This is a genomic window from Pseudonocardia sp. McavD-2-B (genome assembly GCF_024124365.1).
Taxonomy (GTDB): domain Bacteria; phylum Actinomycetota; class Actinomycetes; order Mycobacteriales; family Pseudonocardiaceae; genus Pseudonocardia; species Pseudonocardia alni.
In genome coordinates, this window is the sequence record NZ_JAMXSG010000020.1 from 1 (window position 1) to 25,582 (window position 25,582).

Sequence of the window (25,582 nt, forward strand, 5' to 3'; positions counted from 1 at the left end):
GGGCGGCCCACCGACCAGAGCCAGCCGCACCGCACCCGCCTGCAGCCCGCGCAGCGCGAGCGTCGACAGGGCGTCGACCTCGGCGGCCGCGCCGGCGGCGCCCTGGCGGCCCCGCAGCGCCGCGACCTTGGCGCGGACGACGGCCCGGTAGGCCACGAAGTGGTGGAGCAGCGAGTCCGGCGCGTCGTCGCCGGTGCACCGCCGGTACCCGTCGACGAGTGCCCGGGCCGCCCCGGGCATGCCGTGGTGGTCGAGGTCCATGGCCAGGGTCGCCACGTCGTCGAGCACGTCGACCTGGCGCAGGTCGTCGTCGAAGTCGAGGCAGTCCAGCAGCCGCGGGCCGTCGTCGAGGCAGTACACGTCGTCGGCGAGCAGGTCCCCGTGCCCGTCGACCACCCGGGTCTCGCGGAGCCCGAACAGCTCGGTGCGCCCGGTCAGGTAGTCCCGGGCCAGCGTCCGCATCGGGGCCAGCCGCTCCTGCACCGCCCGGTCGGCGGTGAGCTCGCCGAGCTCGGTGAGGTTGGCCGACCAGCGCGCCGCGAGCGCTGCCGGCCCGGCCCGGCCGGGGTCGCCGCGCGGTGCGCGCCGGTGGGCGTCGGCCACCGCGCGGGCCACCGAGCGGACCAGCTCGTCGCGCTCTTCCGGGCCGGCGCACGACAGCGCAGCGGTCAGGCTCCGGTCCGCCGGCATCCGCCGCATGACCAGGACGGGCTCCGGGGTTGCGCCGTCCGGTGAACGGAAGCTCCCGAGACCCAGGTAGACGTCGGGTGCGAAGCGCCGGTTGAGCTCCAGCTCGCGGGCCAGCGCCCGCCGCCGGAGCGCGGCACTGCCGAAGTCGCAGTACGGCGTCCGCACCGCCTTCTTGACCTTGTACGCCCGGTCCCCGGCGAGGACGACCAGACCGGTGTGGGTCTCCCGGATCCCGGCCGGCTCGGTGCTCACCGGGTGTCAGGACTCCACCGCGGCCGGCTGCCCGGCAGCCGCCCAGGCGATCGCGGCCTCGACGTCGCGGTGGGCGAAGTGCTTCACGGCCGGGTGCAGCACCGCTCCGGCCAGGGCCGGGGCGACGGTGGGGAGCAGTCCGTCGACGGCGAGCGCGATCCGGTGCACGCGCCGGTGCTCCCGCAGCAGGAACGTGAGGTGCCGGACCATGCCCTCGACGTTCTCCCAGCCCGGGAACGAGGGCGCCACCAGCACCAGCCCGCCGAGCTCGCCGTGGGCGGCGCTCCAGGACTCGATCTCCCGGGTCAGCCGATCGAAGTCGGCGGCCCGCAGCGGGCGGTCGACGCGTACGACCGCGATGCCGTCGTCCGGGCGCAGGTCGATCGCGAAGCCGGCGGCCGGCAGGCCCACCAGCCAGCTCACGGCGCTGTCCTGCTGCGCCTCGGGGAACACCGCCAGCGAGTACGGCGCCACGACGGCCGCGACGCGGCAGGCGATCCGGACGGACTCCCGGTCGCTGACGACCGCGCACCCGTCGAACAGCGGCAGCGCGCGCATGCCGAGCTCGAGGTCCTCCCACACCGCGTCGGGTGTGATGCCGGTGAAGGAGTCGTCGAGCACCGCGACCACCCGCAGCCGTCGACCGGTGGCCGCCGCCGCCGCGACCAGCGGTGCGACGACGTCGTCGTAGTCGGCACGGGTGACGGTGCCGGACACGCGGACGCCGTCGATGCCCGGCGGGAGCCCGTCGATGGTCGAGATCATGGGGTCCTCCTCGTGGTGCCGCCCCGCGGGGCCGTACCACCACGGTGTCCGTCGCGCCCGGCCCGGAGCAGTACCGAAGGTCCCGTACCGGCCATGACCGATGCCCCGCCGGGACGGGCGGCCCGGCCCTGCCCGGTGTGCGCCCCGCCGGACCACGCTGTTCGCGGGGACGACACGGGGAGGTGGCCCGATGGCGAAGGGCCTGCACACGGCGTCCACGGCGGACCGGACCCGCCGGCGGGCCCAGCACCTGGAGGACGCCGGCACCGTGCTGCTGGCGGTCCTGCTCGTGCTGGCGGCGGCCGGGTGCTGGGCGGCCGTCACGAGCGTGCACGGGGCGACGACCGACCGGGCGCGGGCCGAGGCCCGGCAGCGGACGGCGACCGAGGCGGTGCTGGTGTACGACATCGCGGCGAGCGGGAGCCGGGTCTCCGGGCAGCCCTACCCCGCCACGGTCCGATGGACCGGACACGACGGCCTCCCGCACACCGGTACCACCCGCACGGAGCTGCCCGGCGACGCGGGCGACCGGGTCCGGGTCTGGACGACGGCCGACGACCGGCTGGTGCCGGCACCGGTCACCGCGGCCGACGCGGTCGCCGCGGCGGTCATCGCCGGCGTCCTCGTCGCGATCACGGCCGGGGCGACGGTCCTGGGGCTCGGCGCCGGGCTCTACCGGTGGACCGGCCGGCGTTTCGCGCAGGCGTGGGAGGAGGACTGGGCGCGCGTGGAACCGGTCTGGACCGGGCGCGCGCGGCAGTGAACGCGGGCGGACGCATCCGGGGCCCACACCACCGGACCACACCGGACCACACGGAGGAGACCATGAGTGCACCCCGATCCTTCCTCGCCGTCGGCGTCGACGGCTCACCGCGCGACCGCACTGCGGTCACCTGGGCCGCGGTGGCCGCCGGGAGCCGGCACCTCCCGCTGCGCCTGCTGCACGCGCAGGGGCGGCGGTTCGACCGGGCCGGTGCGGACGCGGTGAGCGCGGCGGCCGAGCACGCCCGGATCGTCGCGCCCGCGGTGGAGGTGCAGAGCCGGGCACTGACCGGGGACCCGGTCGCGGTCCTGCGCGACCAGAGCCGCGACGCCGTGATGCTCGTCCTGGCCCCGCACACCGGTGAGCCCCTGGAGGCCTTCGGATGGAGCACGGCCGCGGCCCTGACGGCGTCAGCGCCCTGCCCGGTGGTGGCCGTCCCGCCCCGCCGCGGTCCCACCCGGACCGCCGGTGCGGTCGTGGTCGGGGTGGACGGTTCCGAACTCAGCGAGGCCGCCCTCGCCTTCGCCTTCGACCACGCCGCGGCCACGGGGGCCGCGCTCGTCGCCGTGCACGCCTGGCAGGACGCGGGTGGTGACCGGGTGGACGACCGCGGGGGCGGGTTCGGCCGCGTCGAGGCGGAGCAGGCGCAGGAACGCGTACTGGCCGAGGCCCTCGCCGGCTGGACCGAGAAGTACCCCGACGTCCCCGTCCGCCGGATCGTCGTGCACGGTCCCGCGCGGGCGGCGCTGCTGGCCCGGGCGGGCACCGCACAGCTGCTCGTCGTCGGGTCGTCGGGGCGGTCCGGACTGACCGGGCTGCTGCACGGCTCGACGAGCCAGGCCCTGCTCTACGAGCTGCCGTGCCCGCTGGCCGTCGTGCGCGCGGACGGTGACCGGTGAGCGCCACGACGACGGGGCCGCCCCGTGGCCCGGCGGTCCGCAGTGTCCTGCGGTCCCCGGTGGACGAGGTCGAGTGGGACCGGAGCCTGCGCGACGCCGCCCGTGACCTGGCCGCCGACGAGATCGGCGTCCTGCTCGTCGTGCGTCGGCGCTCGGCGGTCGGCATCGTCTCCGAACGCGACCTGGTGGCGGCGGTCGCCGAGGGTCTCGACCCCGACGACACGATCGTCGAGGACGCGATGACGACCGAGATCGTCTCGGTGGACGTCTCCGCCGCGGTCACGACGGCCGCCGAGGTGATGCTCGAGGCGGGCATCCGGCACCTGCTGGCCACCCGGGACGGGAGCCCCGCGGGGATCGTGTCGATCCGCGACGTCCTGGCCGCCGTCCTGGAGGAACACGGGGCGGGGAACGACGGGACCGGTGATTCTCCGGTCCCGAGAGGCACCGGAGCCGCGTAGTCCGCGTCGCCGACATCTCCCGCGGAACTGCTCCACCCGGCCCACGACGGCGGGCCCCGCCGACGGCCACCCTGGGACCGCCCTCCCGACCGGCGGGGGAGCGAGGCCGGAGGTGCCCGTGCGCAAGGAACTCGAGATCCGTCTGTGCGAGCGATGCTGGACCCCGATCCCCCCGGACCGGGCCTGCCTCGTCGCCGCCCACCCGGAGCCGGGGCGACCGCTGCTGCGCCCCGGCCGCAGCTACCGGCACCTGCGCGACGACCCGACCTGCACCGGCGAGCAGTTCGGACCGGACGGCGGGGCGGCCGCATGACCGCGACCGACCTCCGGCCGGTCGCCCGGGGAACGGGTCGCGGGCTGCGCCTCGTCGTGCCCGGAGAGCTCCCGGACGGTGCGCCCGCTGTCCCGTGCCCCCCGGCGGCCTCGGCGGCCCCGGCGCGGCCGTCGGGCCGGCGGGTGCCGCCGCAGCCGCCGGAGGTCCTGCTCCGCTCCGTGGGTCCCGTGCTGGCCGGTCTGACGTTTCCCGCCCAGCGCTGGCAGGTGCTGGCCGAGGCCGACGCCTGGGGCGCGCCCGGTGTACTGCGCCGGCTCCTGGCCGAGCTGCCCTCCGGCCGGTACGCCGACCTCGACGCGGTGGTCCGCGCCGTCCGGACCGTCCGCCCGCGCCGTCGGATCCGGTGACGGCGTCGGCACCGGCACCGACCCACCCGGGCGGAGGGCCGTCAGCCGTCCGTCGGCCGGACGGGGCGCGGCACCTGTCGGCCGCGCACGGCCGTGCGGCTGCGCAGCGCCGAGGTGACGGCCTCCAGCGTGACCGCCACGTCCTGGGCATGGGCCGAGGCGCCCTCGGCCACCCGGTCGATGCCGCTGACGAGCAGGTCGAGCACGGGACGGACCCGGTCGGAGGCACCGGGGGCGAGGGTCACCAGCGTGCTGCGGCGGTCCGCCGGGTTGGCGACCCGCTCGACGAGTCCCGCCGACTCGAGCTGGTCGACCACGGCCGTGACGCTGGAGGAGGACAGCCCGACCCGGCGGGAGATCGCGCTCGGTGTGCGCGGGCCGCGCAGGACCAGCTCCTCCAGGACGCCCACTCCGCTGGCCCCGACGCCGAGGACCTCGGCCGCGGCCTCCCGGTAGGCCTCGGTGGCCGCGATGACGTCGCGCAGGCGTGCGGCCAGCCTCAGGGTGCGATGGGCGAGCCGCTGCTCGACCGTGACGTCGGCGGTGACCACCATGACGTGGTCGGCGGCGACGCGGACGAAGCGCAGCTCCACCTGCGAGCCCCCGTCCGGCGGGACGGTCACGACGACGCGGGTCCCGGGGTGCAGCGGCCCGAGCCGGTCGGGCCGGGTGGTCAGCATCGCCGACAGCCCGGGGGCGAGCCGGTCGAGCAGGGGATGGAGCCGGTCCAGGTCCTCGCCGGGCCGCAGTACGGGGGCGAGCATCCGGACGGCGGCCGGGTTGACCCGGCGCACCCGTCCGTCGTCGTGGGCGCCGACCAGGCCGACGGGACACTGGTAGAAGAACTGCAGCAGGTCCTCGAGCTCGGCCGCCGCGTCGGGCGGCGGGCCGGCCGCGGTCATCGCGGCCTGATCGCCAGGTAACGGCGGTGCCCACCGGCAGCCGCGAGCAGCCGCAGGCGGACCGGGGTCGGACGCATGCGGAAGGTGAAGACGTAGTCCAGCTCCTCGTCGAGGTCGCCGTCGGCCCGGTACCGCTCGGCGACCATGAAATTGTTCAGGCACGGCGCGACGTCGACGAACAGGTCCCGGCCCAGGACCCGCTCCGCGCGGATACCGGCCCGACCGGACTCGTACCGGTTGTAGCCGATGACGCGGTCGTCGGACCGGATCGTGATCACACCGAATTCGAGCAGGTCGGTGTCGCGGATCTCGTGACCGTCGAGCCATTGCAGCAATGCCGCATCGGAGAACGTCGGCCACTCGTGCGGACCGTCCGGCCACGCCGTCGCTGATTTGTCGTCACCTTTCATGGGATCACGGTAGCGCCACCGGGGTGTGTCGGAACCCGTACGCCGGATTTGTTTCCCGTGCGCGCGCCGAACGGTGACGGAACGCCCGGCGAGGCCCTGCCGGCCAGGGTACTTCGATCCTCTATCGGCAGGCCGAAGGTCCCGCGACCGCCCGACCGGCACGATTCGGATCTCGCGGCCGAACGGCCGGTCGTAGCACTCACGCCATGATATCCGGTCGCCGTACAAATCGTTTCCGATCGGACCGTGAATCGCGGCACCCGCCGTTTACGCTGATGGGGTCCGCAACATCGGTGGGCCACGACGAGAGGGGGTTCCCATGTCCGAGGGAATGATCTGCAGAAGCCCGGGTGGCGCGCCGATGCGCGCGATGCTGGGCATGGCGGACGTGCTGCTGGCCTCACCCGACCGGCGGCTCATCTGCGACCGTCTGGTGGAGGGGCACCGGTCCGACCCCGTGGGCCGGTGCGAGCACCCCGTGCACGCCGGCCGTCCCGAGCGGCACCCGTGCCCGCTGGTGCGCCTGGTGCAGCTGGTCGACGGCCTCGCTGGTGCGGGGGAGACCGTCTGACCCCGGGGTGGCGGGTCCGGGGTCAGACGGGTTCCGTGCTCGGGGTGCTCGAATCCGGCCCGCCCTCCGCCACCCGCCGGGTCAGGTCCCGGGCGACGGTCGCCGGGTCCGCGACCCGCTGGTGCAGCATCGCGGCGATCCGCGCCAGCACGGCGGTGAACTCGCGGACGTGCTCCGGCTGCGCGGAGTGCACCGCGCGCAGGATGTCCTCGGTGAACATGGCGAACATCGCCGCGGTCGTCTGGCGGCCGCGCGGCGTCAGCACGACGAGGACGCTGCGCCGGTCGGTGGGGTGCGGCATGCGCTGCGCCAGCCCGGCCGCGGTCAGCCGGTCCAGCAGCGTGGTGACGCTCGCGGACGCCACGCCGAGCCGGGTCACCAGTGCCGAGGGCGGCAGCGGCCCGCGGTGGTAGAGCTCGCCGAGGGCCGCGGACTCGGTGAGGCCGACGCCGAGCGCGGCGGCCTCCGCGCGCCGGTACTCGTCGCTGGCGACGATGACGTTCCGCAGCTGCACAGCCATCCGGTCCATTGCCGTCCTTCCGACCGGGGCGACGCTAGGCCACCGCGACGGACGGGCGTCAGGATCGGACGGCAGGGAAGAGCGGGACCTTCGGCCCGTGGCGGCCGGCGCCCGCCGGGTGGTCGGGTCCGTACGCGCCCGATGTCGCCGAGGCGGCGCCGCGGGGCATCCGGTCGATCCCGGTGCGGCGGTGGGGACGGCCGGAGCGCTCAGCCCGGGGTGGCGACGGTCCCGGCCGCCTCGGCGTCGGAGGTCTCGTAGAGGTCGCGGCGGTAGCGCTCCTTCAGCGTCACCACCGCGACGAAGGTGACCACGGACGTGGCGATGATGTAGAGCGCGACCGACCAGGAGGCACCCGTGCCCGCCAGCAACGCGGTCATGATGAACGGGGCGAGACCGCCGGCGAACACCGAGGCGAACTGGTAGCCCAGCGAGGCACCCGAGTAGCGGACGTCCGCCGGGAACATCTCGGCGTACAGGGTGGCCTGGGGGCCGTACATCGTCGCGTGAATGGTGAACCCGACCAGCAGGGCGAGGAACACCAGCGGCAGCGAGCCGGTGTCGATCAGCAGGAACATCGGGAAGGCCCAGACCGCCATCAGCACCGTGCCGGTGAGGTAGAGCTTCTTCCGCGAGCCCATCCGGTCGGTCAGACCGCCGAAGAACGGCATCGACACGACCTGTGTCAGGCCCGCGCCCATGACGCACCACAGGATCGCCGACCGGGACATGCCGACCTGTGTGGTGGCGTAGCTCAGCATCCCGCTGATCAGGATGTAGAAGGTGGCGTTGACGACGAAGAACGCGCCCGCGGCCTGGAGGATCTCGCGCCAGTAGTGCCGCACGGCCTGGACGAGCGGTGCCTTGCGCAGTCCGGCGTCGCGCCGGGACTCCGCCGACCGTTGCTGCAGGTCGTGGAACACCGGGGTGTCCTCGATCTTGAGCTGCACGTAGGCGCCGATCAGGACCAGGGCGAGGCCGGAGAGGAACGGGACGCGCCAACCCCAGGCGATGAACTGCTCCTCGGACAGGACGGTGGTCAGCAGGAGGAAGAAGAGGTTGCCCGCGACCGCTCCCGCGATGGCGCCGGTCTGCACGAGCGACCCGTAGAACCCGCGCCGTTCGACCGGGGCGTGCTCGGTGAGCAGCAGCGCGGCGCCGCCCCACTGGGCGCCGACGCCCAGGCCCTGGACCAGGCGGGCGACCACCAGCAGGATCGGTGCCCAGATCCCGATGGTCGCGTACCCGGGCAGGACGCCGATCGCGAACGTCGCCACGCCCATCAGCAGCATGGCGGCGACCAGCGGGGGCTTGCGGCCGAAGCGGTCGCCGACGTGCCCGGCGATGATGCCGCCGAGCGGTCGCGCGACGAAGCCGACGGCGAACGTCGCGAAGGAGGCCAGGGTGCCGGCCACCGGGCTGACCGAGGGGAAGAACAGGTGCCCGAACACGAGGGCGGCGGCCGTGGCGTAGATGAGGAAGTCGAACCATTCGAGCGCGGTGGCGAAGACCGCCGCGGCAGCGAGCCGGCCCATCTTCTTCGGGGGAGCGTGCTGGTCCATCCGGGTCCACCTCCAGGCCGCAACGGTGCGGCGGTGAGGGTGCCGGAGAACGAGGAGCTCCGACACGAGTACGAACGATCGTTCTTAGGACGCTAGCGACTCGGGTCACAGCGGACAAGAGGCATCTCGCCGGGTCGCCCCCCGCGGCGGGCGTCAGTGCGTGAGGGGGGCCTCGAGCAGGGCGAGGGCGTAGCGCGCGTACTGCTCGGCGAGCTGGCCGCGGCCCAGTGCGCCGTCCGGGCGGTACCAGCTCGCGATCGCCGCGACGGCACCGAGGATCGTGCGTGCCGCGTCGGTGGCGTAGGGCGTGCGGAAGGCTCCGTCGGCGACGCCCTGGGTGACGATGCGCTCGAAGGCGTCCTGGGTGGCGTCCCGGTCCTCCACCAGTGCGGCGCGGTCCTCGGGGTCGAGGTAGCGGAGCTCGTTGGTCGCCACCAGGGTCGCCGTCTGGTGTTCGACGACGAACCCGACGTGCGCGCGGACCGCCTCGCGCATGCGGGACGGGGCGTCGTCGCCGGCCAGCTCCACGGCCGACAGGACGCGGCTGCGCAGCTCGGCGTTGGCGTGTCGCAGCGCCGCGGCGAGCAGCTTCGACTTCGACGGGAAGTAGTTGTAGAGGTTGGACAGGCTGGTCTCGGCGCCGCGGGCCACGTCGCGCATCGAGGCGCCGTTGAAGCCCTGGGTGCCGAAGGCGTGGATCGCGGCGTTGAGGATCGCGGCCTCGTTCCGCCGCCCCGTCTCGGCGACCAGGGTCGGGGAACGGTCGTTCATGTCGCTCACGGTAGCGCACCCGCTACGGCGCTCCTGCTCTTGACGGGCCGGGAAGCTGCTGATTGCATAGCAGGCGTAAGAACGTTCGTTCGTGTCGTCGCGAGCGCGTCGGGGACGACGATCGCGACGGCCCGTCGGAGAGGACGGTCGATGAGCACCAGTGCCACCACCGGGTCGCCGGTGTACGCCGGTGGGCCCGGGGCAGGGGCGGCCGCGCCCCACTTTGAGGACTTCGAGGTCGGGCAGGTCTACACCGGCCCGGCACGGAGCTTCTCCGCGGCGGTGGTCGCGGCCTTCGCCGAGGTCAGCGGGGACCGGGCCGCGCTGCACACCGAGCACGGCCGGTCGGCCGACGGCCGCCCGCTGGTCCACGGTCCGCTGGGCCTGGCCGGCTTCTTCGGCTGGCACCACGAGCGCGGCCTGTCGGGGCACGTCGAGGCGGCGTTCGACACGCACTGGGACTTCGTGGCGCCGATCCACGTCGGCGACTCGGTCACCTACGAGATGACGGTGACCCGCACCCGTCGCACGTCGGCACTGCGCAACGGTGTCGTCGGCAGGCACGTGGTGGTCCGCAACCAGCACGACGAGATCGTGCAGGTGGGCCGGTCGGCTGCGCTGGTCACGGCGCGCGAGGCGGTCGACGACCGCCGCGCCCGGCTCGGCCGGTCCTTCCCGTCCGTGGAGTGGGCGCGGGCACTGGCCCCCGCGCTCGGCGGGTCGGCCGCGTTCACCCGGGCCACCGGCACCTGGGACGGCACCCTCGGCCTGCGCCTCGGCGGCGACCTGGTGGTGTTCCGTGTCTACAAGGGACGGGTGCTCGAGGCCGGGACCCGCACACCGGACGGGCCGACGTTCGTCGTCTCCGCGCCCGACGTCGTGTGGGCCGGGCTGCTGACCGGTCCGCGGAACGACTTCACCGAGCGGACCCTGCGCGACGAGTTCGAGGTCGAGGGCAGTGCCTACGAGTACCTGCGGCTGACCGCGGCGGTCGTCGCGCTGGTCGACGAGGCGCGGGCGTTCGCCCGCACGGAGGGGACACGATGAGGGCCGACTACGTCGAGGTGGGCGGGACCCGCGCCTTCGTGCTGGAGGAGGGCGCGGGGCGGCCGGTGCTGTGCCTGCACACGGCGGGTCAGAACGGTGTGCAGTGGCGGGAGGTCCAGCCGCGGCTCGCCGAGCTGGGCTACCGGGTGGTGGTCCCGGACCTGCCGGGGCACGGTCGCTCGGAGCCCGCCCCCGGCGGCCCGGTGCGGGACCTGGGTGTCTACGCCCAGTGGTGCGAGGAGCTCATGGACCGGCTCGGGATGGACCGGCCCTTCGTGGTGGGTTGTTCCATCGGGGGCGCCATCACCCTGCAGCTCGCGGTGCGCCGCGGCGAGCGCCTGGCCGGCGCCGTCGCGCTGGCGGCGCACGGCGGCACCGACTCGACGATGCTGAGCGTGCGCGGGCTGGAGCGCGAGCTGGTCGACTCGGCCGCGCCCAGCCGCTCGGACCGGACCTACCTCGGCACGCTCGCCGTCGTCGGGCGGCGGGTGGCGGCCGAGCGGGCGGAGCTGATCGCGCGCATGCACCGCCGCGAGGACCCCGAGATCTCCACCAGCGACCTCATCGGCTGGGCCACCCACGACGTGCTGGCGGAGCTCGACGGCGTGGCCTGCCCGACCCACCTCGTCGTCGGGGACGACGACCTGTGGCTCGACCCCGCGGACGTCCGGCGCGCCGCCGGGCTCATCCCGGACTCCCGCTACACCCTGCTGGAGGGCATCGGGCACTACCCGATGGAGGAGGTCGAGGGCTTCGCCGACGTCCTGCACGGCTGGCTCGGTGAGCTGGGCGCCCGCGAGAGCCGGGGTGCCGCATGACCGGCCACACGACCACCCTGGCCGACCTGCTGGCCGACACCGCCGCGGCCGCCCCGGTGAGCACCGTGGTCATCGACGGCGGGCCCGCGCCGCGCCGCGTCACCCGGGCGGAGCTGGTCGCACGCGTCCTCACGTTGCGCGAGGACCTGCGGGCCCACGGCGTCGGCGAGGGCGACTGCGTGGGCGTATGGCTGCCGAACTGGTCCGAGTCGCTGGTGGCGCAGTTCGCCGCGGCCGCGCTCGGCGCCCACGTCATCGGCATCAACACCCGTTACGGCGTGGCGGACGTCGCGCACGTCCTGGACCGGGCCCGGCCGCGGGTGGTGCTGATCGCCCACGACTTCCTCGGCCTGGACCTGCGGGCGAGGCTGCGCGAGGCGGTCGCCGAGGCGGACGTGCCCGCCCCCGGCATCGCCGTCGTGACCGGACCCGGCCGCCCGCCCGCGGACCAGGCCGCCGCCGCGACCTACGACGTCGGCGCGGGGGCCTGGGTGCCCAGCCCGCCGTCGGGTGCGGCCGACCCGCAGGCGCTGCGCGGCACCAGGGACGCCCTGGCCGTGGCGTTCACGACCTCCGGCTCGACGGGTATGCCGAAGCTCGCCGCCCACCTCGGCAGCGGCGTGGCCAGCCACGCCCGGAACGTCGCCGCCGCGGGCGGCTGGGACGCGGAGTCGGTCAGCCTGGTCGTGCTGCCGCTGTCCGGGGTCTTCGGCTACGTCCCGGCGCTCGCCGCGATCGCCGCCGGCGGGGCGGCGCTGCTGGAGCCCACGTTCGACGACGACCTGGTCGTGGCCCACATGGGCGAGTTCGGGGTGACGCACCTGGCCTGCGCGGACGACGTGGCCGGGCGGCTGATGGAGAGCCACCGCGCCCACGGCGGCGACCTGTCCGCGTGCCGCCGCCTGCTCATCGGGGACTTCTACGGCAAGTCGATCCAGGTCGCGGAATGGGCCGAGAAGGAGACCGGCACCCCGACCATGGGGATCTTCGGCTCCAGCGAGCTGTTCTCGCTGCTGTCGTTCTGGCTCGAGCACGACCCGGCGCCCGCGCGCTGGCGGGCGGGCGGTCGACCCGTGTCCCCGGACATCGAGGTGCGCGCCGTCGACCCGGTCACGGGCGGGCCGCCGCCCGAGGGCGAGCCCGGCGAGCTGCAGTTCCGCGGCTACGCCGTGGTCGACGGCTACCTCGGTGACACCGACGGTGCGATCCGCGCGCGCTCGTTCACCGAGGACGGCTGGTTCCGCTCCGGCGACCTGGGCACGGTCCACCCGGACGGCGCGTTCGACTACGCGGGCCGGATGGGCGACTCGTTCCGGCTGCGCGGCTTCCTCGTGGAGCCCGCCGAGATCGAGATCCGCCTGGCCGAGCACCCGGACGTGGCCCGGAGCAAGGTCGTCGGCGTCACCGTGGACGGGGACACCAGGGCCGTCGCGTTCGTCGAGGCCGCGCCCGGCACCACCCCGGACCCGGCCGCGCTGCGGGCCTGGTGTGCCCAGGCGCTCGCGACGTTCAAGGTGCCCGACTCCGTGCACCTCGTCGAGCAGATGCCGACCACCGTCGGCACCAACGGTTCCAAGATCAAGGCCGCCGCGCTGCGCGAGCTCGCGGCGCGGCTGTACAGCACGGAGGTCCCGACGTGAGCCCGTCCGACGTGGTCGTCTGCGACCCGGTGCGCACGCCGGTCGGCGTCGACGGCGGGGTGTTCGCCACCCTGACCGCCGCGGACCTGGCCACCCAGGCCCTGCGGGGGCTGATCGCCCGGACCGGGCTGGGGGAGGGCGACGTCGACGACGTCGTGCTCGGCTACTGCTACCCGACGAGCGAGGCGCCCGCCATCGGCCGGGTCGCCGCCCTGAACGCGGGCCTCGGCGTCGGCGTGGCCGGCATGCAGCTCGACCGCCGCTGCGGCTCCGGGCTGCAGGCCGTCCTCCAGGCGGCGCTCACCGTCGGGCAGGGCTGGGCGGACCTGGTCGTCGCCGGCGGTGTCGAGGCGATGAGCCAGGCCGAGTACTACGCGCTGGGCCTGCAGGAAGGGATCCGCGGCGACGAGCTGCGGATGGTCAACCGGATCACCCGGGGCCGCACCACCGCGGGTGGGGTGCACTTCCCGGTCCCCGGCGGCATGCTCGAGACCGCCGAGAACCTGCGCGCCGAGTACGCGATCAGCCGCACCGAGCAGGACGAGTTCGCGCTCCGGTCGCAGCAGAAGGCCGTCGCGGCGACGAAGGAGGGCCGGTTCGCCGAGGAGATCGTGCCGGTCACGGTGCCCGGCACCCGCCGCACGCCGGAGACCGTGGTGACCCTCGACGAGCACCCGCGCGCCGGTCTCACCCAGGACGACCTGGCGCGGCTGCGGCCGGTCCGCCGCCACGAGGACCCGGACGCCACGGTGACCGCGGGCAACGCCTGCGGGCAGAGCGACGGGGCGTCGGTCTGTGTGGTGACCACCGCCGCGCGGGCGGCCGAGCTGGGCCTCACCCCGTTCCTCCGCATCGTGACCTCCGCGCTGGCCGGGGTGCCGCCGCGGACGATGGGGATCGGGCCGGTGCCCGCGGTCGCCACGGCGCTCCGGCGCGCCGAGCTGGAGTGGGCGGACATCGACCTGATCGAGGTCAACGAGGCGTTCGCGGCCCAGGTCATCGCCTGCCTGCGGGAATGGGGCCTCCCCTCGGACGAGCCGCGGCTCAACGTGAACGGCTCGGGGATCTCCCTCGGTCACCCGGCCGGGGCGACCGGCTGCCGGATCCTCACGACCCTGGCGTACGAGATGCGCCGCCGCGGGAGCCGCTACGGCCTGGAGACGATGTGCATGGGCGGCGGCCAGGGGCTCGCCGCGATCGTCGAGCTCGTCGCGTGAGGATCCTCTGGGTCCTCGCCCACCCCGAGCCCCGCTCGCTGAACGGCGCGCTGAAGGACGTGGGCGTCGCCGCGCTCGAGCGGGCCGGGCACGAGGTCGTCGTCTCCGACCTGCACGCCATGGCCTGGAACCCGGTGGTCACGGCGGCGGACTACGGCCACGACCCGGACGAGCGGTTCCGGGTCGGGCCGGTGTCGGCCCAGGCCTACGCCGCCGGTGCGTTGAGCGCGGACGTGCGCGCCGAGCAGGACAAGGTCGCGGCCGCCGACACGCTCGTCGTCCAGTTCCCGCTGTGGTGGTACGGCATGCCCGCGATCCTCAAGGGCTGGTTCGACCGCGTGTTCCTCAAGGGCTTCGCCTACGGCGTCACCGATCCCGACCACCCCGGCCGCACCCTGCGCTACGGCGAGGGTCCGCTCGCCGGCAAGCGGGCGCTGGTGGTGACCACGGTCGGCGGGCGCGGCCCGGACCTCGGACCCCGCGGCGTCCACGGGCACCTCGACGAGCTGCTCTTCCCCCTGCAGCACGGCACCCTGTTCTACGTCGGCTACGAGGTCCTGCCGCCCGTCGTCGTCACGGGCGCGAACCGGGTGTCCGACGACGAGTTCGCCACGGCCGCGAGGGAGCTGTGCGCGCGGGTGCTCGCCGTCCCGCACACGACCCCGCTGCCGTTCCGCAGGCAGAACGGCGGGGACTACGACGACGACCTCGTCCTGCGCGACCACCTCGCCCCCGGCCGGGCCGGGCTCGGCATCCACCTGCGCGATCGACCCACGGAGACGGAGAGATGACCGAACCGTTCCTCACCGAGGACCGCCTGGCGATCCAGGCGATGGCCCGCGACTTCGCGATGAAGGAGGTCCTGCCCGTCGCCAACGAGCTCGACCCCGAGCACGGCGAGATCCCGATGGCCCTGCGGGAGAAGATGGCCGAGCTGGGCTTCTTCGGCATCCTCATCCCGGAGGAGTACGGCGGGCTCGGCCTGGGCCTGTCCGAGTACGCGATCATCGTCGAGGAGCTGGCCCGCGCCTGGATGAGCGTGGCCAGCCTGATCGCCCGCGGGCAGCAGTTCACCGCCGGGTTCGACGCCGACCAGCGCGCCCGTTACCTGCCCGCGATGGCGCGCGGCGAGTTCCTCAGCGCGTTCGCGCTGTCCGAGGCCGAGGCGGGGTCCGACGTCGCGAACCTGAGCTGCCGCGCCGTCCCGGACGGCGAGGGCTGGCGGATCACCGGCCAGAAGATGTGGTGCACCTTCGCCGACGGCTCGGACTATCTGCAGGTCTTCGCGCGGACCGAGCCCGTCGACCCGGCGCACCGCTCGCGCGGGGTGACCTGCTTCCTGATGCCGAAGCAGCGGGGCACCCTGCCCGAGGGCGTCACCGGCACCCCGGTCCGCAAGATCGGCTACCACGGCTGGAGGACCTGGGAGCTCGCCTTCGACGGCGCCTGGGCGAGTGAGATCGTCGGCGAACCGGGCAAGGGCTTCCGGATCGCCATGGGCGACCTGGACACCGCCCGCATCCACACCGCAGCCCGGGCGATCGGGCTGGCCCGCGGGGCGCTGGAGGACTCGATCGCCTACGTCGGCGAGCGGGTCCAGTTCGGCCGCCCGATCGGCGTCAACCAGGCGCTGCGGTTCACGATCGCCGACATGGCGGCGCAGGTCGAGGCCGCGCGGGCCCTGATGTACCAGGTGTGCACCGCGGTCGACGCCGGCCGGCCCAGCCCGACGCAGGCCTCGATGGTCAAGCTCGTGGCCTCCGAGATGGCCGAGCGGGTGACCAGCGAGGGCCTGCAGATCCACGGTGGCGCCGGCTACACCACGGACTTCCCGGCCGAACGCTACTGGCGGGACGCGCGGCTCACCAAGATCTTCGAGGGGACGTCGGAGATCCAGCTGCGGATCATCTCCGACGCTCTGCTGGGGAGGACCGACCGTGCCTGAGACGCACCGCTCCTGAGACACACAGCCCGTCGTCCCTCCGCCGCGGCAACCGGATCGGTGGGGCACGCCCACCGCTGCACGACGCCCGGTTAGCCATCCGACTGCGCGGTGGGCCAGGGCGCGAGCCGCGGGCCCCGACGGTTCGGCGCCGGCTGGGCCGTGGACCGCTGTCCCGTCAGGCGTCTGCGCGCGAGCTCGGATGCAGCCCAGGCATCCCGGCGGGGCTGCCGTGCGGGATCCACCGGGCCAGCAGGTCCCGGCCGAACAGCTCGTCGACGACCATGCAGCCCGCCCCGGTCGGGCCCGCTCGTTCGCCCAGCGACGCCCGCGCGATCTGCAGGTCGCGGGTGGCCAGCGGCAGAGACCGGCGGTAGACCGACTGGCGAACCCCGGCCAACAGCAGATCGCCGGAGGTCCCGACCCGGCCGCCGAGCAGGATCGTCGACGGGTTGAAGAAGTTGACGATGGCCGCCACGGTGTCGCCGACCAGGCGACCGGCACGCGACAACAGCTCGACCGCGACCCGATCGCCGAACTCGGCGGCGCGCACGACGTCGTCGGACGTGATCTCGCCCGCCTTCGCCAGCCGCTCGGTCAGGTGCTCCCCCCGGTTGTCCAGGGCGGCCGCCGTCGCATCCCGGGCCAGTGCGGCGCCGCCCGCGAACGCCTCCAGGCAGCCGACGTTGCCGCAACGGCACACCACCTGCTCCGCGCCGGGGACCGATCCGGTCAACCCGACGTGTCCGATGTCGCCCGCCGAGCCCTGCGCGCCGCGGTGCAGCCGTCCGCCGGAGATCAGTCCCGCCCCGATCCCGGTACCGATCTTGACCAGGACCAGGTCGGGGGATCCGACCCCCCGGCCCGCCCGGTACTCGCCCAGCGCCATCAGGTTGACCTCGTTGTCCACGAACGCGGGCGCGTCGTAGCGGGTGGCCAGCCGGTCGCGGACCGGGTAGCCGTCCCAGCCCGGCATGATCGGTGGCGCCACCGGACGGCCGGAGGCGAACTCGACGGGGCCCGGCACCCCCAGACCGACGCCCCAGACGGCGGGAGCGCCCCGGTCGGCGAGCAGCTCGTCGAACAGGCTCTCCACCCGGCTCAGGCTGGCCTCCGGCCCGGTGGCGATGTCCCAGGCGCGACTCCGGTGGTCGACCAGACGTCCGCTCAGGTCGGCCACACCGGCGTCGAATCCGGTCACCCCGAGCGAGGCCACCAGCAGCACCCCCGCATCGGCACGGAAGCGCAGCTCGCGCGGCGCTCGGCCGCCGGTGGACGTGCCGAGGTCGCCTTCGGTCACCAGACCCGCTGCCTCCAGCTGCCCGAGCCGCTGCGAGACGACCGTGCGCCCCAGCCCGGAGCGACGGGCCAGCTCCGGACGTGTGCGCGCGCCGCCGGAACGAACCAGGTCGAGCACGGTGACCAGCGTGTCCAGCTGGTCCGGCGCGACCCCTTGCACGGACGGTCCCACTCGGCGACCTCCTCGTTCCGCCTCGGCCAGGCTTCCGAGGATAGTCCATTGACTTTTGTGCAGATCAAACTTTACTGTCATCGCATCGATCGCAAGTGCGGCGCCGTGGCCGCACCGAAGGAGGTGGGTCGTGCGTCTCGGCTATCACTCGATCACGTGGGGCGGCGTCACCGGCGCCGCGGCCGGGGTGACCAGCGTCAAGGACCTCGTCTACCGGGTCCCCGGAGACATGGACCGGGCGCTGCGCGAGATCTCCGCCGCCGGCTACCGGGGCGTCGAGATGTTCGACGGGAACGTGCGCGAGTTCGCCGAGGTCCGCGACGACCACCCCGGCTCACTGCACCGGCTGCTCGACGAGACCGGGCTGTCGCTGGTCGGGGTCTACACGGGCGGGAACTTCGTCTACCCCGAGATCCTGCCCGATGAACTGCACCGGGTGCGCCGGGCCGCTGAGGACGCCGCCCGGTTCGGCGCGGCACAGCTGGTGGTCGGTGGCGGTGCGCCGCGAGCGCAGGGGATCGCCGACGGCGACCACGACCGGCTCGCCCGGGCCCTCGACACGGTCGCCGGGATCGCGGCGGAACACGGCCTGTCCGCCTGCTACCACCCGCACCTGGGCACGATCGGCCAGTCCCCGGAACAGATCGAGGCCGTGTTCTCCCGGTCCACGATCGGCTTCTGCCCGGACACCGCCCACCTGGCCGCCGGTGGTGGCGACCCGGCCGCGCTGATCCGTCGCCACGCGGACCGGATCCGGCACGTGCACCTCAAGGACCTCGGGGCCGACGGTGCGACGTTCCTGCCGCTCGGCCGCGGCGTGCTCGACCTGGACGGTGTGCTCGCCGCCGTCGCCGAGGTCGGCTACGACGACTGGCTGGTCGTCGAGCTGGACTCCTACGACGGCGACCCGGCCGAGGCGGCACGGATCAGCCGCGCCTGGCTCGACGGCGCGCTGGACCGGGCCGGGCTGACCGTGACGACGAGTTGAGACAGGAGCAACCGATGGCGGACAGGCTCCGCGCCGGGATCATCGGCGCCGGGTTCATCGGCGGCGTGCACGCACACGCCGTCCGGGCGGCCGGGGGCGAGGTGACCCGCGTCGCGGCCTCGCGCCCCGACCGGTCGGAGGAGGCCGCCGTCCGCCTCGGTGCCCGCACCGCGGCCGTGAGCGGCGACGCCCTGATCGACGCCGACGACGTCGACGTGGTGCACGTGTGCTCCCCGAACTCCACCCACGTCGCCCTGGCCCGCCGGGCGCTGGCCGCGGGCAAGACGGTGGTCTGCGAGAAGCCGCTCGCGACGACGCTGGACGACGCGCGGGCGCTGGTCGCCGCGGCCCGAGGCCGGGTCGCGACGGTGCCCTTCGTCTACCGCTTCCACCCCGCGGCCCGGGAGATCCGGGCCCGGGTCCACGCGGGCGGGGCCGGGCCGCTGCACCTGCTGCACGGTGCCTACCTCCAGGACTGGCAGGCGGCCGGAGCGCCGGCCGGATGGCGCGGCGACGCCGCCGAGGGCGGCGCGCACCGTGCGTTCGCCGACGTCGGTGTGCACTGGTGCGACCTGGTCGAGTTCACCAGCGGGCACCGGATCACCCGCCTGCTCGCCGCGACCGCGGGCGGGGGCACGGCCAGCACCGTCCAGTTCGAGACCGACAGCGGCGCCACCGGCTCGGTCGTGGTCAGCCAGACCGCGCTCGGCCGGCGCAACGCGCTGCGCATCTCCCTCGACGGCGAGCGGGCGGCCTACCGCTTCGACCAGGAGTCGCCCGAACAGCTGTGGATCGGTGACCGCGACGGCGACCGGGTGCTGCACCGCGGCGCGCCCGCGTACTCGCCGGCCGCGGCACGGTACTCACTGCTCCCGCCCGGCCACCCGCAGGGCTACCAGGACTGCTTCAACGCGTTCGTGGCCGACACCTACTCCGCGGTCCACGGCGATGCACCGGACGGGCTGCCCACGTTCGCCGACGGCCTGCGTGCTGCCGCACTGACCGACGCGGTGATCCGCTCGTCGGAGTCCTCGACCTGGGTGGAGGTGCCCTCGTGAAACTCGGAATGCTCACCGCCTGTCTGCCCGATCGGCCGCTGGACGAGATCGCCCGATGGGCCGCGGGAGCGGGCTACGAGGCCCTCGAGGTGGCGGCCTGGCCGGCGATCGGCGACCGGCCGTTCACCGCCAGCCACCTCGACGTCGCCGCGTTCGGCGAGCGCGAGGCCGACACCACGCGCGCGCTGTTCGACGAGCACGGTCTGACGCTGAGCTCGCTGGCGTTCTACGACAACAACCTGCACCCCGACCCGGCCGAACGCGCCGCCGTGCACGCCCACCTCGCGGCCTGCATCGACGCCGCCGCGCTGCTCGGCTGCCCGACCGTCGGGACGTTCGTCGGGCGCCATCCCGGCCGGACGGTGGCGGAGAACCTGCGCGACGCCGAGGAGATCTTCCCACCGCTGGTGGAGCGGGCCGGCGAACACGGCGTCAAGCTGATCGTCGAGAACTGCGTGATGGAGGGCTGGCACCCGGACGGCTACCCGGGCAACCTCGCCTACTCCCCGGAGCTGTGGGAGTGGATGTTCTCGCTCGGGCTCTACCTCAACTACGACCCCAGCCACCTGGTGTGGATGGGCATCGACCCGGTCGAGGCCCTGCGTCCCTACGTCGACCGCGTCCCGCACGCCCAGGCCAAGGACATCCAGCTCTTCCCGGAGCGGCGCCACCGCTACGGCTGGCCGGGCAAGGCCGTCGTGCGCGAGGACCCGTTCGACGTCGGCTGGTGGCGTTACCGCGTGCCCGGACTCGGTGACGTGGACTGGCGCCGGGTCGTCGACACCCTCTACGAGGGCGGCTTCGACGGCGTGCTCTCGGTCGAGCACGAGGACCCGGTCTGGGGCGGCACCGAGGACCGGATCCACACCGGTCTGGAGGTCGCCCACCGCACCCTGCGGCCGCTGATCGTGGCCTGAGCCGCTCGGCGGGGCCCGGCCGGGCCCCGCCTGCACCCCCGCACCTCGATGAGAAGGGCGGGACCACGGCCGGCCCCGTCCGGGGCCGGCCCCCACCCGTGCACTGCCCGCAGCAAAGGAGCTAGGGAGATGGGCGAGACCTTCGACGTCGTCGTGGTCGGCGGCGGGACGGCCGGCTGCATCGTGGCGGCCCGGCTCAGTGAGGACCCCGGCCGGCGGGTGCTGCTGATCGAGGCCGGGCCCGACTACGCCACCGCGGTACCGGCCGCCGTGCTCGAGGGCCGGGTGGTCCCGATGCGCGGACACGCGGCGGACGTCGACCCCCGCCACGACTGGGGGCTGGCCGCGGAGGGGGCCGGCGGCGCACCGATCTCGGTGCCGCAGGGCCGGCTGATCGGGGGCGGCTCGGCGATCAACGGCATGATCTCGCTGCGCGGCGCCACGGCCGACTTCCGGGAGTGGGCCGAGCGGGGCAACCCGCGCTGGGACTGGGCGCACGTGCTGGCCGCCTACCGCGCGCTGGAGGACGACCCGGCCCCCGGCCCGGACATCCACGGCCGCGGCGGCGCGTTCCCGATCGCACGCGCCGAGGAACACGAGTTCGCCCCGCTGCAGGCCGCGTTCGTGCGGAGCTGCCGGGCGCTCGGGGCCGGGTACCAGCCGGACTTCAACGCCCCGGACGCCGAGGGCGTCGGTCCCGCCCCGATGAACCGGGTCGGCACCACCCGGATGTCCACCGCGGCGACCCACCTGGCGCCGGCCCGCGGACGGCCCGGCCTGACGGTGCGCGGTGACCTCCACGTCCGGCGCGTCGTCCTCCGGGGCACCACCGCGACCGGCGTCGAGCTGACCGACGGCACGGTGATCGACGCGGGCGAGGTGGTGCTCACCGCCGGCGCGATCCAGACCCCGGCCCTGCTGCAGCGCTCCGGGGTGGGTCCGGCGGCGCTGCTGTCCGGGCTGGACGTCCCGGTCGTCGCGGACCTTCCGGTGGGGGAGAACCTGGGCGACCACTTCTCGGTGCCCCTGCTGGCCGCGCCGCGCGAGGGCACCTGGGCTCCGGAGGACTTCAGCCTGCAGACGGTGCTGCGCACCTCGACCGCGGCGCAGCCGGGCGCCCTCGACGCGCAGCTGACCATGTTCACCTACCTCGACGTGTCCACCACCGAGGCCGGTGCGCGGGGGCTGGCCGGCACCGGCGGGACGGGCCACGGCCAGCTCGCGGGGATGGGGTGCGTGCTGAACAAGCCCCGTTCGGTCGGCACGGTGCGGATCACCTCCACCGACGCGACGGTGCTGCCCCGGGTCGCACCGGGCTATCTGACCGAGCAGGTCGACCGGGACGCGATCCGCGAGATCGTCCGGCTCGGCTGGGCCGTCATCACGGGCGAGCCGCTGGCCGGGATGCTGCACGAGCCGATCGGGCTCGACGCCGCCACCGTCGCCGACGACTCCGCCCTGGACGCCGCGATCGAGACCATGACCGCGTCGGGCTACCACTTCACCGGCACCTGCGCCATGGCCCCGGCCGGGCGCGGCGGTGTGGTGGACCAGGACGGGAGGGTGCACGGACTGGCCGGTCTGCGGGTCGCGGACGCCTCGGTGATCCCCGTGGAGCCCGCCGCCAACACGATGCTGCCCACCGTGATGACCGCGGAGCGGCTCGCCGCCGCGGCCCGCGGGCGCTCCTTCCCGGAGGCGTCGTGAGCACCCCGGTGGTCGAGATGTCCGGCGTCGCGAAGCGCTTCGGCGGCGTCGTCGCGGTCCGCCACGTCGACCTGGAGCTGTTCCCCGGCGAGGTGCACGCGCTGCTCGGGGAGAACGGTGCCGGCAAGAGCACGCTGGTCAACATGCTGGCGGGCGTGCACCGGCCGGACGCCGGCACGATCGCCGTGGACGGCACCGAGGTGACGATCCCGAACCCGCGCGTCTCGCGGTCCCTGGGTATCTCCGTGGTGCACCAGCACCCGGTGACGTTCCCCGACCTGACGGTGGCGGAGAACATCATGCTGGCCGGTCCCGCGCCCCGCAGGCGCACCCGGCTGCTGGACCGGGGCGCGGTCCGCCGGCACGCCCGCGAGGCACTGGCCCGCCTGGACGTCCGGCTCGACATCTCGGCCGAGGTCAAGCTCCTGTCCGCGGCGGACCAGCAGCTGCTCGAGATCGCCAAGGCACTCGACGCGGACACCCGGCTGCTGGTGCTCGACGAGCCCACCGCGGCGCTGTCCACCCGGGAGGTGGACCGGCTGATGGAGATCATCGCCCGGCTCAAGGCCGACGGCGTCGCGGTGCTGTTCGTCGGCCACCGGCTGAACGAGGTGTTCGCGCTCGCCGACCGGGTGAGCGTCTCCCGCGACGGGGCCACGGTCGTCTCCGGTCCGGCGCACGAGTTCACCCCGGAGTCGGCGGTCGGGCACATGGTCGGCCGTTCGGTGGAGACGGTGTTCCCGAAGGCCGACGTCGAGCTCGGGCCGGTGCGCCTGGAGGTGCGCGGCCTGGGCAGGCGGGGCGCCTACACCGACGTGTCGTTCACCGCGCGCCGCGGCGAGATCCTCGGCCTGGCCGGGCTGGTCGGCGCCGGTCGGACGGAGATCGCCCATGGGCTGTTCGGACTCGAACCGGCCGACACCGGCGAGATCCTGCTCGACGGCATCCCGGTGGACATCGCGACGCCGCAGCAGGCGATGCGCCACGGGATCGCCTATGTGCCCGAGGACCGGCAGTCCGAGGGCGTGGTGCTGGAGCACTCGATCGCCTTCAACCTGCCGCTGGCGCTGCTGGAGCGGCGGCCCCGGTTCGGTCTGCTCTCCCCGCGCGCCGACCGCGCGCTCGCGGAGGACTACATCGAGCGGCTCGGCATCCGCACCAGCGGTCCGGACCAGCTGCTGGGCCAGCTGTCCGGGGGCAACCAGCAGAAGGTCGTCATCGCGAAGTGGCTGGCCACCGACCCGTCGGTGCTGATCCTCGACGACCCGACCAAGGGCATCGACGTCGGTGCCAAGGCCGAGGTGCACCGGCTCGTCTCCGAGCTGGCCGGACGCGGCCTGACCATCCTCCTGATCAGCAACGAGCTCGAGGAGCTGTTGTCGGTGTCCGATCGCGTGGTCACGTTCTACCGCGGTGCCCAGGGGCCCGGGTTCGACCGGCGTCCGTTCGACGCGGGACAGGTTCTCGCCGCGATGACCGGGCAGGTGGCCGATGTCCACATCTGACACGCGCACCGCGCCGGAGGCGGGACCCACGCCGGGGGTCCGGCGGCGGATCCCCCGGGAGGCGGGCCTCGGCGTCGTCCTGGTCGTGCTCGTGGTGTCGTTCGCGACGTTCACACCCCGGTTCGCCACCGGTGACACGTTCGCCCAGATCGGCACCGACCTGGCCATCGTGCTCATCGTCGCGGTCGGCCAGGCCCTCGTGCTGTTCACCCGCAACATCGACGTCTCGGTCGGGTCCACGGTCGGGCTCACCGCCTACCTCGCGGCCGGTCTCACCGCAGCCGTCCCCGGGCTGCCGGTAGCGCTGTCGGTACTGGCCGCCTGCCTGCTCGGGGCGGCCCTGGGCGCGGTGAACGGCGCCCTGGTCGCGACGCTCAAGGTGCCCTCGATCATGGTCACACTGGGCACGCTCTACATCTTCCGCGGGCTCAACTCCGCGTGGGCGGGCAGCTCGCAGATCACCGCGCAGAACCTGCCGGCCTCCTACTCGGCGATCGCCACCGGGACGGTGCTCGGGATCCCGCTGATGGTCCTCTACGCGCTGGCCGTCGCCGCGCTGGCGCACCTGGTCGTCCGGCACACCGTCACCGGCCGCGCGATGCTCGCCGTGGGCAGCGCCCCCGCATCGGCCGAACGGACCGGCATCGCCTCGAAGCGGCTGGTGTTCGGGGCCTACACCGCCACCGGGCTGCTGTGCGGCCTCGCCGGGGTCCTCTGGGGCGCCCGCTACGGCACGGTCGACTCCTCCGTGGCGACCGGCTTCGAGCTCGTCGTCCTGGCCGCCGTCGTCGTCGGCGGCGTCAGCATCACCGGCGGGGTCGGCACCGTCGGCGGGGTCGTGCTGGGCGCCGCGATCCTGTCCGTGATCGGCACCGGACTGGCGCTCGCCGACGTCTCCGCGTTCTGGCTGCAGGCCGTCCAGGGACTGGTGATCATCTTGGCCATCACCCTCGACCTGGTCCTGCGGCGCCGCCTGGAATCCCGAGGAGTGTCCACATGACCGCGCAGACGACCGAGCTGCGACCCGTCGCCACCCCCGTGCGACGGCTCCCGACCTGGTTCGGCACCTGGGAGATCACGCTCTCCGCACTGGTGGTCCTGGCCCTGCTGGCCGCCTCGGTCACCAGCCCGTACTTCGCGACCGGCCAGAACTTCTCCATCTCGGCGACCGGCGCGCTCGGGCTGAGCCTGATGGTCGTGCCGATGGCGTGGCTGATGGTCGCCGGGGAGATCGACCTCTCGGTGGCGTCGACGTTCGCGCTCTCCGCGACGGTGTTCGGCCTGGCCGTGTCCGGAGGCCTGGGCACCTGGCCCGCGATCGGGCTGGGTGTGCTGACCGGGGCGCTGGCCGGGCTCGTCAACGGACTGCTCGTGGTGGACGTCGGGCTGCCGTCGCTGATCGTCACGATCGGGACGCTGGGCCTGTACCGCGGGCTGTCCTACGTGCTGCTGGAGAACCGGGGCATCAGCGACCTGCCGCCCGGGCTGACCACGTTCGCCCAGGAGAACCTGCCCGGCACCCTGGTGCCCTACGGCTTCGTGGCCTTCGTCGTGCTGGCCGTCGCGGCGGCGGTGCTGATGCACCGCGGCACGGTGGGCCGGGCCGTGTTCGCGATCGGCAGCAACGCCCGGGTGGCCCGCTTCTCCGGGCTGCGGGTGGGCGCGGTCAAGCGTGGCCTGTTCGTGGTCTCCGGCGTCGTGGCCGCGGTGGCGGGCATCGCCTACGCCGGATACGTCAGCACCGTCCGTGCCAGCAACGGCACCGGCCTGGAGCTGATCGTGGTGGGCATCGTGCTGATCGGCGGGATCAGCATGTACGGCGGGAAGGGCTCGTTCGTGGGGGTGCTGCTGGCCCTGCTGCTGGTCACGGTCCTCACGAGCTGGATGACGCTGGCCGACGCCGAGACCGCCGTGCAGTACATGGTGACCGGGTTGCTGATGGTCGGCGCGGTCGTCGTGCCCGCGGTGTCCCGGCGGGTGACCGCGTGGCGGGAACGCCGCCGCGCGGCCGGGAGCGTCCGGTGA

At 74.4% G+C, this 25,582-nt stretch carries 26 protein-coding genes and 1 pseudogene; 19 read left to right on the top strand and 8 right to left on the bottom strand.

Features of this window, described 5'->3' with window-relative positions; all coding sequences use genetic code 11:
• Both NH602_RS05255 and NH602_RS05260 read right to left on the bottom strand, forming a co-directional pair.
• Positions 1-942, bottom strand: a pseudogene (locus tag NH602_RS05255) (gluconate kinase); the annotation flags it as partial.
• A gap of 6 nt (positions 943-948) precedes the next feature.
• Positions 949-1,707, bottom strand: a complete 759-nt coding sequence (locus NH602_RS05260) for an STAS/SEC14 domain-containing protein (RefSeq protein WP_253067170.1) — start codon at positions 1,705-1,707, stop codon at positions 949-951.
• A 190-nt stretch (positions 1,708-1,897) separates the two neighbouring features.
• Here NH602_RS05260 and NH602_RS05265 point away from each other — a divergent pair, with 190 nt between their 5' ends.
• The 5 genes from NH602_RS05265 to NH602_RS05285 all read left to right on the top strand — a co-directional run bounded on the left by NH602_RS05265 (position 1,898) and on the right by NH602_RS05285 (position 4,511).
• Positions 1,898-2,470, top strand: a complete 573-nt coding sequence (locus NH602_RS05265) for a hypothetical protein (RefSeq protein WP_253067171.1) — start codon at positions 1,898-1,900, stop codon at positions 2,468-2,470.
• A gap of 62 nt (positions 2,471-2,532) precedes the next feature.
• Positions 2,533-3,369 carry a universal stress protein gene (locus NH602_RS05270; protein ID WP_253067172.1) on the top strand — a complete coding sequence of 279 codons (837 nt, stop codon included), beginning with the start codon at positions 2,533-2,535 and terminating at the stop codon, positions 3,367-3,369.
• On the top strand, positions 3,366-3,830 hold the full coding sequence (locus NH602_RS05275; protein WP_253067173.1) for a cyclic nucleotide-binding/CBS domain-containing protein: 465 nt from the start codon (positions 3,366-3,368) through the stop codon (positions 3,828-3,830). Before NH602_RS05270 ends, NH602_RS05275 begins: the two co-directional genes overlap by 4 nt.
• 118 nt (positions 3,831-3,948) lie before the next feature.
• Positions 3,949-4,143 carry a hypothetical protein gene (locus tag NH602_RS05280; RefSeq protein ID WP_251784538.1) on the top strand — a complete coding sequence of 65 codons (195 nt, stop codon included), beginning with the start codon at positions 3,949-3,951 and terminating at the stop codon, positions 4,141-4,143.
• A gap of 179 nt (positions 4,144-4,322) precedes the next feature.
• Positions 4,323-4,511: a DUF2795 domain-containing protein gene (locus NH602_RS05285; RefSeq protein ID WP_253067174.1), complete on the top strand. Its 189-nt coding sequence runs from the start codon at positions 4,323-4,325 to the stop codon at positions 4,509-4,511.
• A gap of 41 nt (positions 4,512-4,552) precedes the next feature.
• Here the strand turns inward: NH602_RS05285 and NH602_RS05290 are convergent, their stop codons facing one another.
• Positions 4,553-5,413 (bottom strand): MarR family transcriptional regulator, encoded by an 861-nt coding sequence (locus NH602_RS05290; protein ID WP_253067175.1) that lies wholly within the window; start codon positions 5,411-5,413, stop codon positions 4,553-4,555.
• Positions 5,410-5,823, bottom strand: coding sequence for a hypothetical protein (locus NH602_RS05295; RefSeq protein ID WP_253067176.1), 414 nt, complete (start codon positions 5,821-5,823; stop codon positions 5,410-5,412). Before NH602_RS05295 ends, NH602_RS05290 begins: the two co-directional genes overlap by 4 nt.
• Before the next feature lie 319 nt (positions 5,824-6,142).
• Here NH602_RS05295 and NH602_RS05300 point away from each other — a divergent pair, with 319 nt between their 5' ends.
• The gene (locus NH602_RS05300) at positions 6,143-6,394 is read left to right on the top strand and encodes a hypothetical protein (RefSeq protein ID WP_253067177.1); all 252 of its coding nucleotides are present in this window, start codon (positions 6,143-6,145) and stop codon (positions 6,392-6,394) included.
• Positions 6,395-6,416: 22 nt separating this feature from the next.
• Here the strand turns inward: NH602_RS05300 and NH602_RS05305 are convergent, their stop codons facing one another.
• From NH602_RS05305 to NH602_RS05315, 3 genes are all read right to left on the bottom strand, one after another.
• Positions 6,417-6,923: a MarR family winged helix-turn-helix transcriptional regulator gene (locus NH602_RS05305; protein WP_253067178.1), complete on the bottom strand. Its 507-nt coding sequence runs from the start codon at positions 6,921-6,923 to the stop codon at positions 6,417-6,419.
• Positions 6,924-7,123: 200 nt separating this feature from the next.
• Positions 7,124-8,476 (bottom strand): MFS transporter, encoded by a 1,353-nt coding sequence (locus NH602_RS05310; protein ID WP_253067179.1) that lies wholly within the window; start codon positions 8,474-8,476, stop codon positions 7,124-7,126.
• A gap of 153 nt (positions 8,477-8,629) precedes the next feature.
• Positions 8,630-9,247: a TetR/AcrR family transcriptional regulator gene (locus NH602_RS05315; protein ID WP_253067180.1), complete on the bottom strand. Its 618-nt coding sequence runs from the start codon at positions 9,245-9,247 to the stop codon at positions 8,630-8,632.
• A gap of 150 nt (positions 9,248-9,397) precedes the next feature.
• On the opposite strand from NH602_RS05315, the gene NH602_RS05320 reads away from it, so the two are divergent.
• The 6 genes from NH602_RS05320 to NH602_RS05345 are packed head-to-tail and all read left to right on the top strand — an operon-like array spanning position 9,398 to position 15,914.
• Entirely contained in the window at positions 9,398-10,294 is an 897-nt protein-coding gene (locus NH602_RS05320; RefSeq protein WP_253067181.1) for a hotdog domain-containing protein, read from the top strand.
• Positions 10,291-11,112 carry an alpha/beta fold hydrolase gene (locus NH602_RS05325; protein WP_253067182.1) on the top strand — a complete coding sequence of 274 codons (822 nt, stop codon included), beginning with the start codon at positions 10,291-10,293 and terminating at the stop codon, positions 11,110-11,112. Before NH602_RS05320 ends, NH602_RS05325 begins: the two co-directional genes overlap by 4 nt.
• A complete protein-coding gene (locus tag NH602_RS05330; RefSeq protein ID WP_253067183.1) occupies positions 11,109-12,752 on the top strand; it encodes an AMP-binding protein in 1,644 nt (547 codons plus the stop codon). The genes NH602_RS05325 and NH602_RS05330 overlap by 4 nt, the downstream gene beginning before the upstream one ends.
• Positions 12,749-13,969, top strand: a complete 1,221-nt coding sequence (locus tag NH602_RS05335) for an acetyl-CoA C-acetyltransferase (RefSeq protein ID WP_253067184.1) — start codon at positions 12,749-12,751, stop codon at positions 13,967-13,969. The genes NH602_RS05330 and NH602_RS05335 overlap by 4 nt, the downstream gene beginning before the upstream one ends.
• A complete protein-coding gene (locus NH602_RS05340) occupies positions 13,966-14,760 on the top strand; it encodes an NAD(P)H-dependent oxidoreductase (RefSeq protein ID WP_253067185.1) in 795 nt (264 codons plus the stop codon). The genes NH602_RS05335 and NH602_RS05340 overlap by 4 nt, the downstream gene beginning before the upstream one ends.
• Positions 14,757-15,914 (top strand): acyl-CoA dehydrogenase family protein, encoded by a 1,158-nt coding sequence (locus NH602_RS05345; protein WP_253067186.1) that lies wholly within the window; start codon positions 14,757-14,759, stop codon positions 15,912-15,914. The genes NH602_RS05340 and NH602_RS05345 overlap by 4 nt, the downstream gene beginning before the upstream one ends.
• Positions 15,915-16,089: 175 nt before the next feature.
• Here the strand turns inward: NH602_RS05345 and NH602_RS05350 are convergent, their stop codons facing one another.
• Entirely contained in the window at positions 16,090-17,382 is a 1,293-nt protein-coding gene (locus tag NH602_RS05350; RefSeq protein WP_253067187.1) for an ROK family transcriptional regulator, read from the bottom strand.
• 130 nt (positions 17,383-17,512) lie between these two features.
• Between NH602_RS05350 and NH602_RS05355 the strand changes: the two genes are divergently transcribed.
• The 7 genes from NH602_RS05355 (at position 17,513) to NH602_RS05385 (ending at position 25,582) form a co-directional block, all read left to right on the top strand.
• Positions 17,513-18,370: a sugar phosphate isomerase/epimerase gene (locus tag NH602_RS05355; RefSeq protein ID WP_073574003.1), complete on the top strand. Its 858-nt coding sequence runs from the start codon at positions 17,513-17,515 to the stop codon at positions 18,368-18,370.
• 14 nt (positions 18,371-18,384) lie between these two features.
• Entirely contained in the window at positions 18,385-19,428 is a 1,044-nt protein-coding gene (locus NH602_RS05360; protein WP_161152089.1) for a Gfo/Idh/MocA family protein, read from the top strand.
• The gene (locus tag NH602_RS05365; protein WP_179760435.1) at positions 19,425-20,345 is read left to right on the top strand and encodes a sugar phosphate isomerase/epimerase; all 921 of its coding nucleotides are present in this window, start codon (positions 19,425-19,427) and stop codon (positions 20,343-20,345) included. Before NH602_RS05360 ends, NH602_RS05365 begins: the two co-directional genes overlap by 4 nt.
• Positions 20,346-20,474: 129 nt before the next feature.
• A complete protein-coding gene (locus tag NH602_RS05370; RefSeq protein WP_073574000.1) occupies positions 20,475-22,052 on the top strand; it encodes a GMC family oxidoreductase in 1,578 nt (525 codons plus the stop codon).
• On the top strand, positions 22,049-23,557 hold the full coding sequence (locus NH602_RS05375; RefSeq protein ID WP_179760434.1) for a sugar ABC transporter ATP-binding protein: 1,509 nt from the start codon (positions 22,049-22,051) through the stop codon (positions 23,555-23,557). Before NH602_RS05370 ends, NH602_RS05375 begins: the two co-directional genes overlap by 4 nt.
• Entirely contained in the window at positions 23,544-24,557 is a 1,014-nt protein-coding gene (locus NH602_RS05380) for an ABC transporter permease (protein ID WP_073573999.1), read from the top strand. The genes NH602_RS05375 and NH602_RS05380 overlap by 14 nt, the downstream gene beginning before the upstream one ends.
• Positions 24,554-25,582 (top strand): ABC transporter permease, encoded by a 1,029-nt coding sequence (locus tag NH602_RS05385; RefSeq protein WP_179760433.1) that lies wholly within the window; start codon positions 24,554-24,556, stop codon positions 25,580-25,582. The genes NH602_RS05380 and NH602_RS05385 overlap by 4 nt, the downstream gene beginning before the upstream one ends.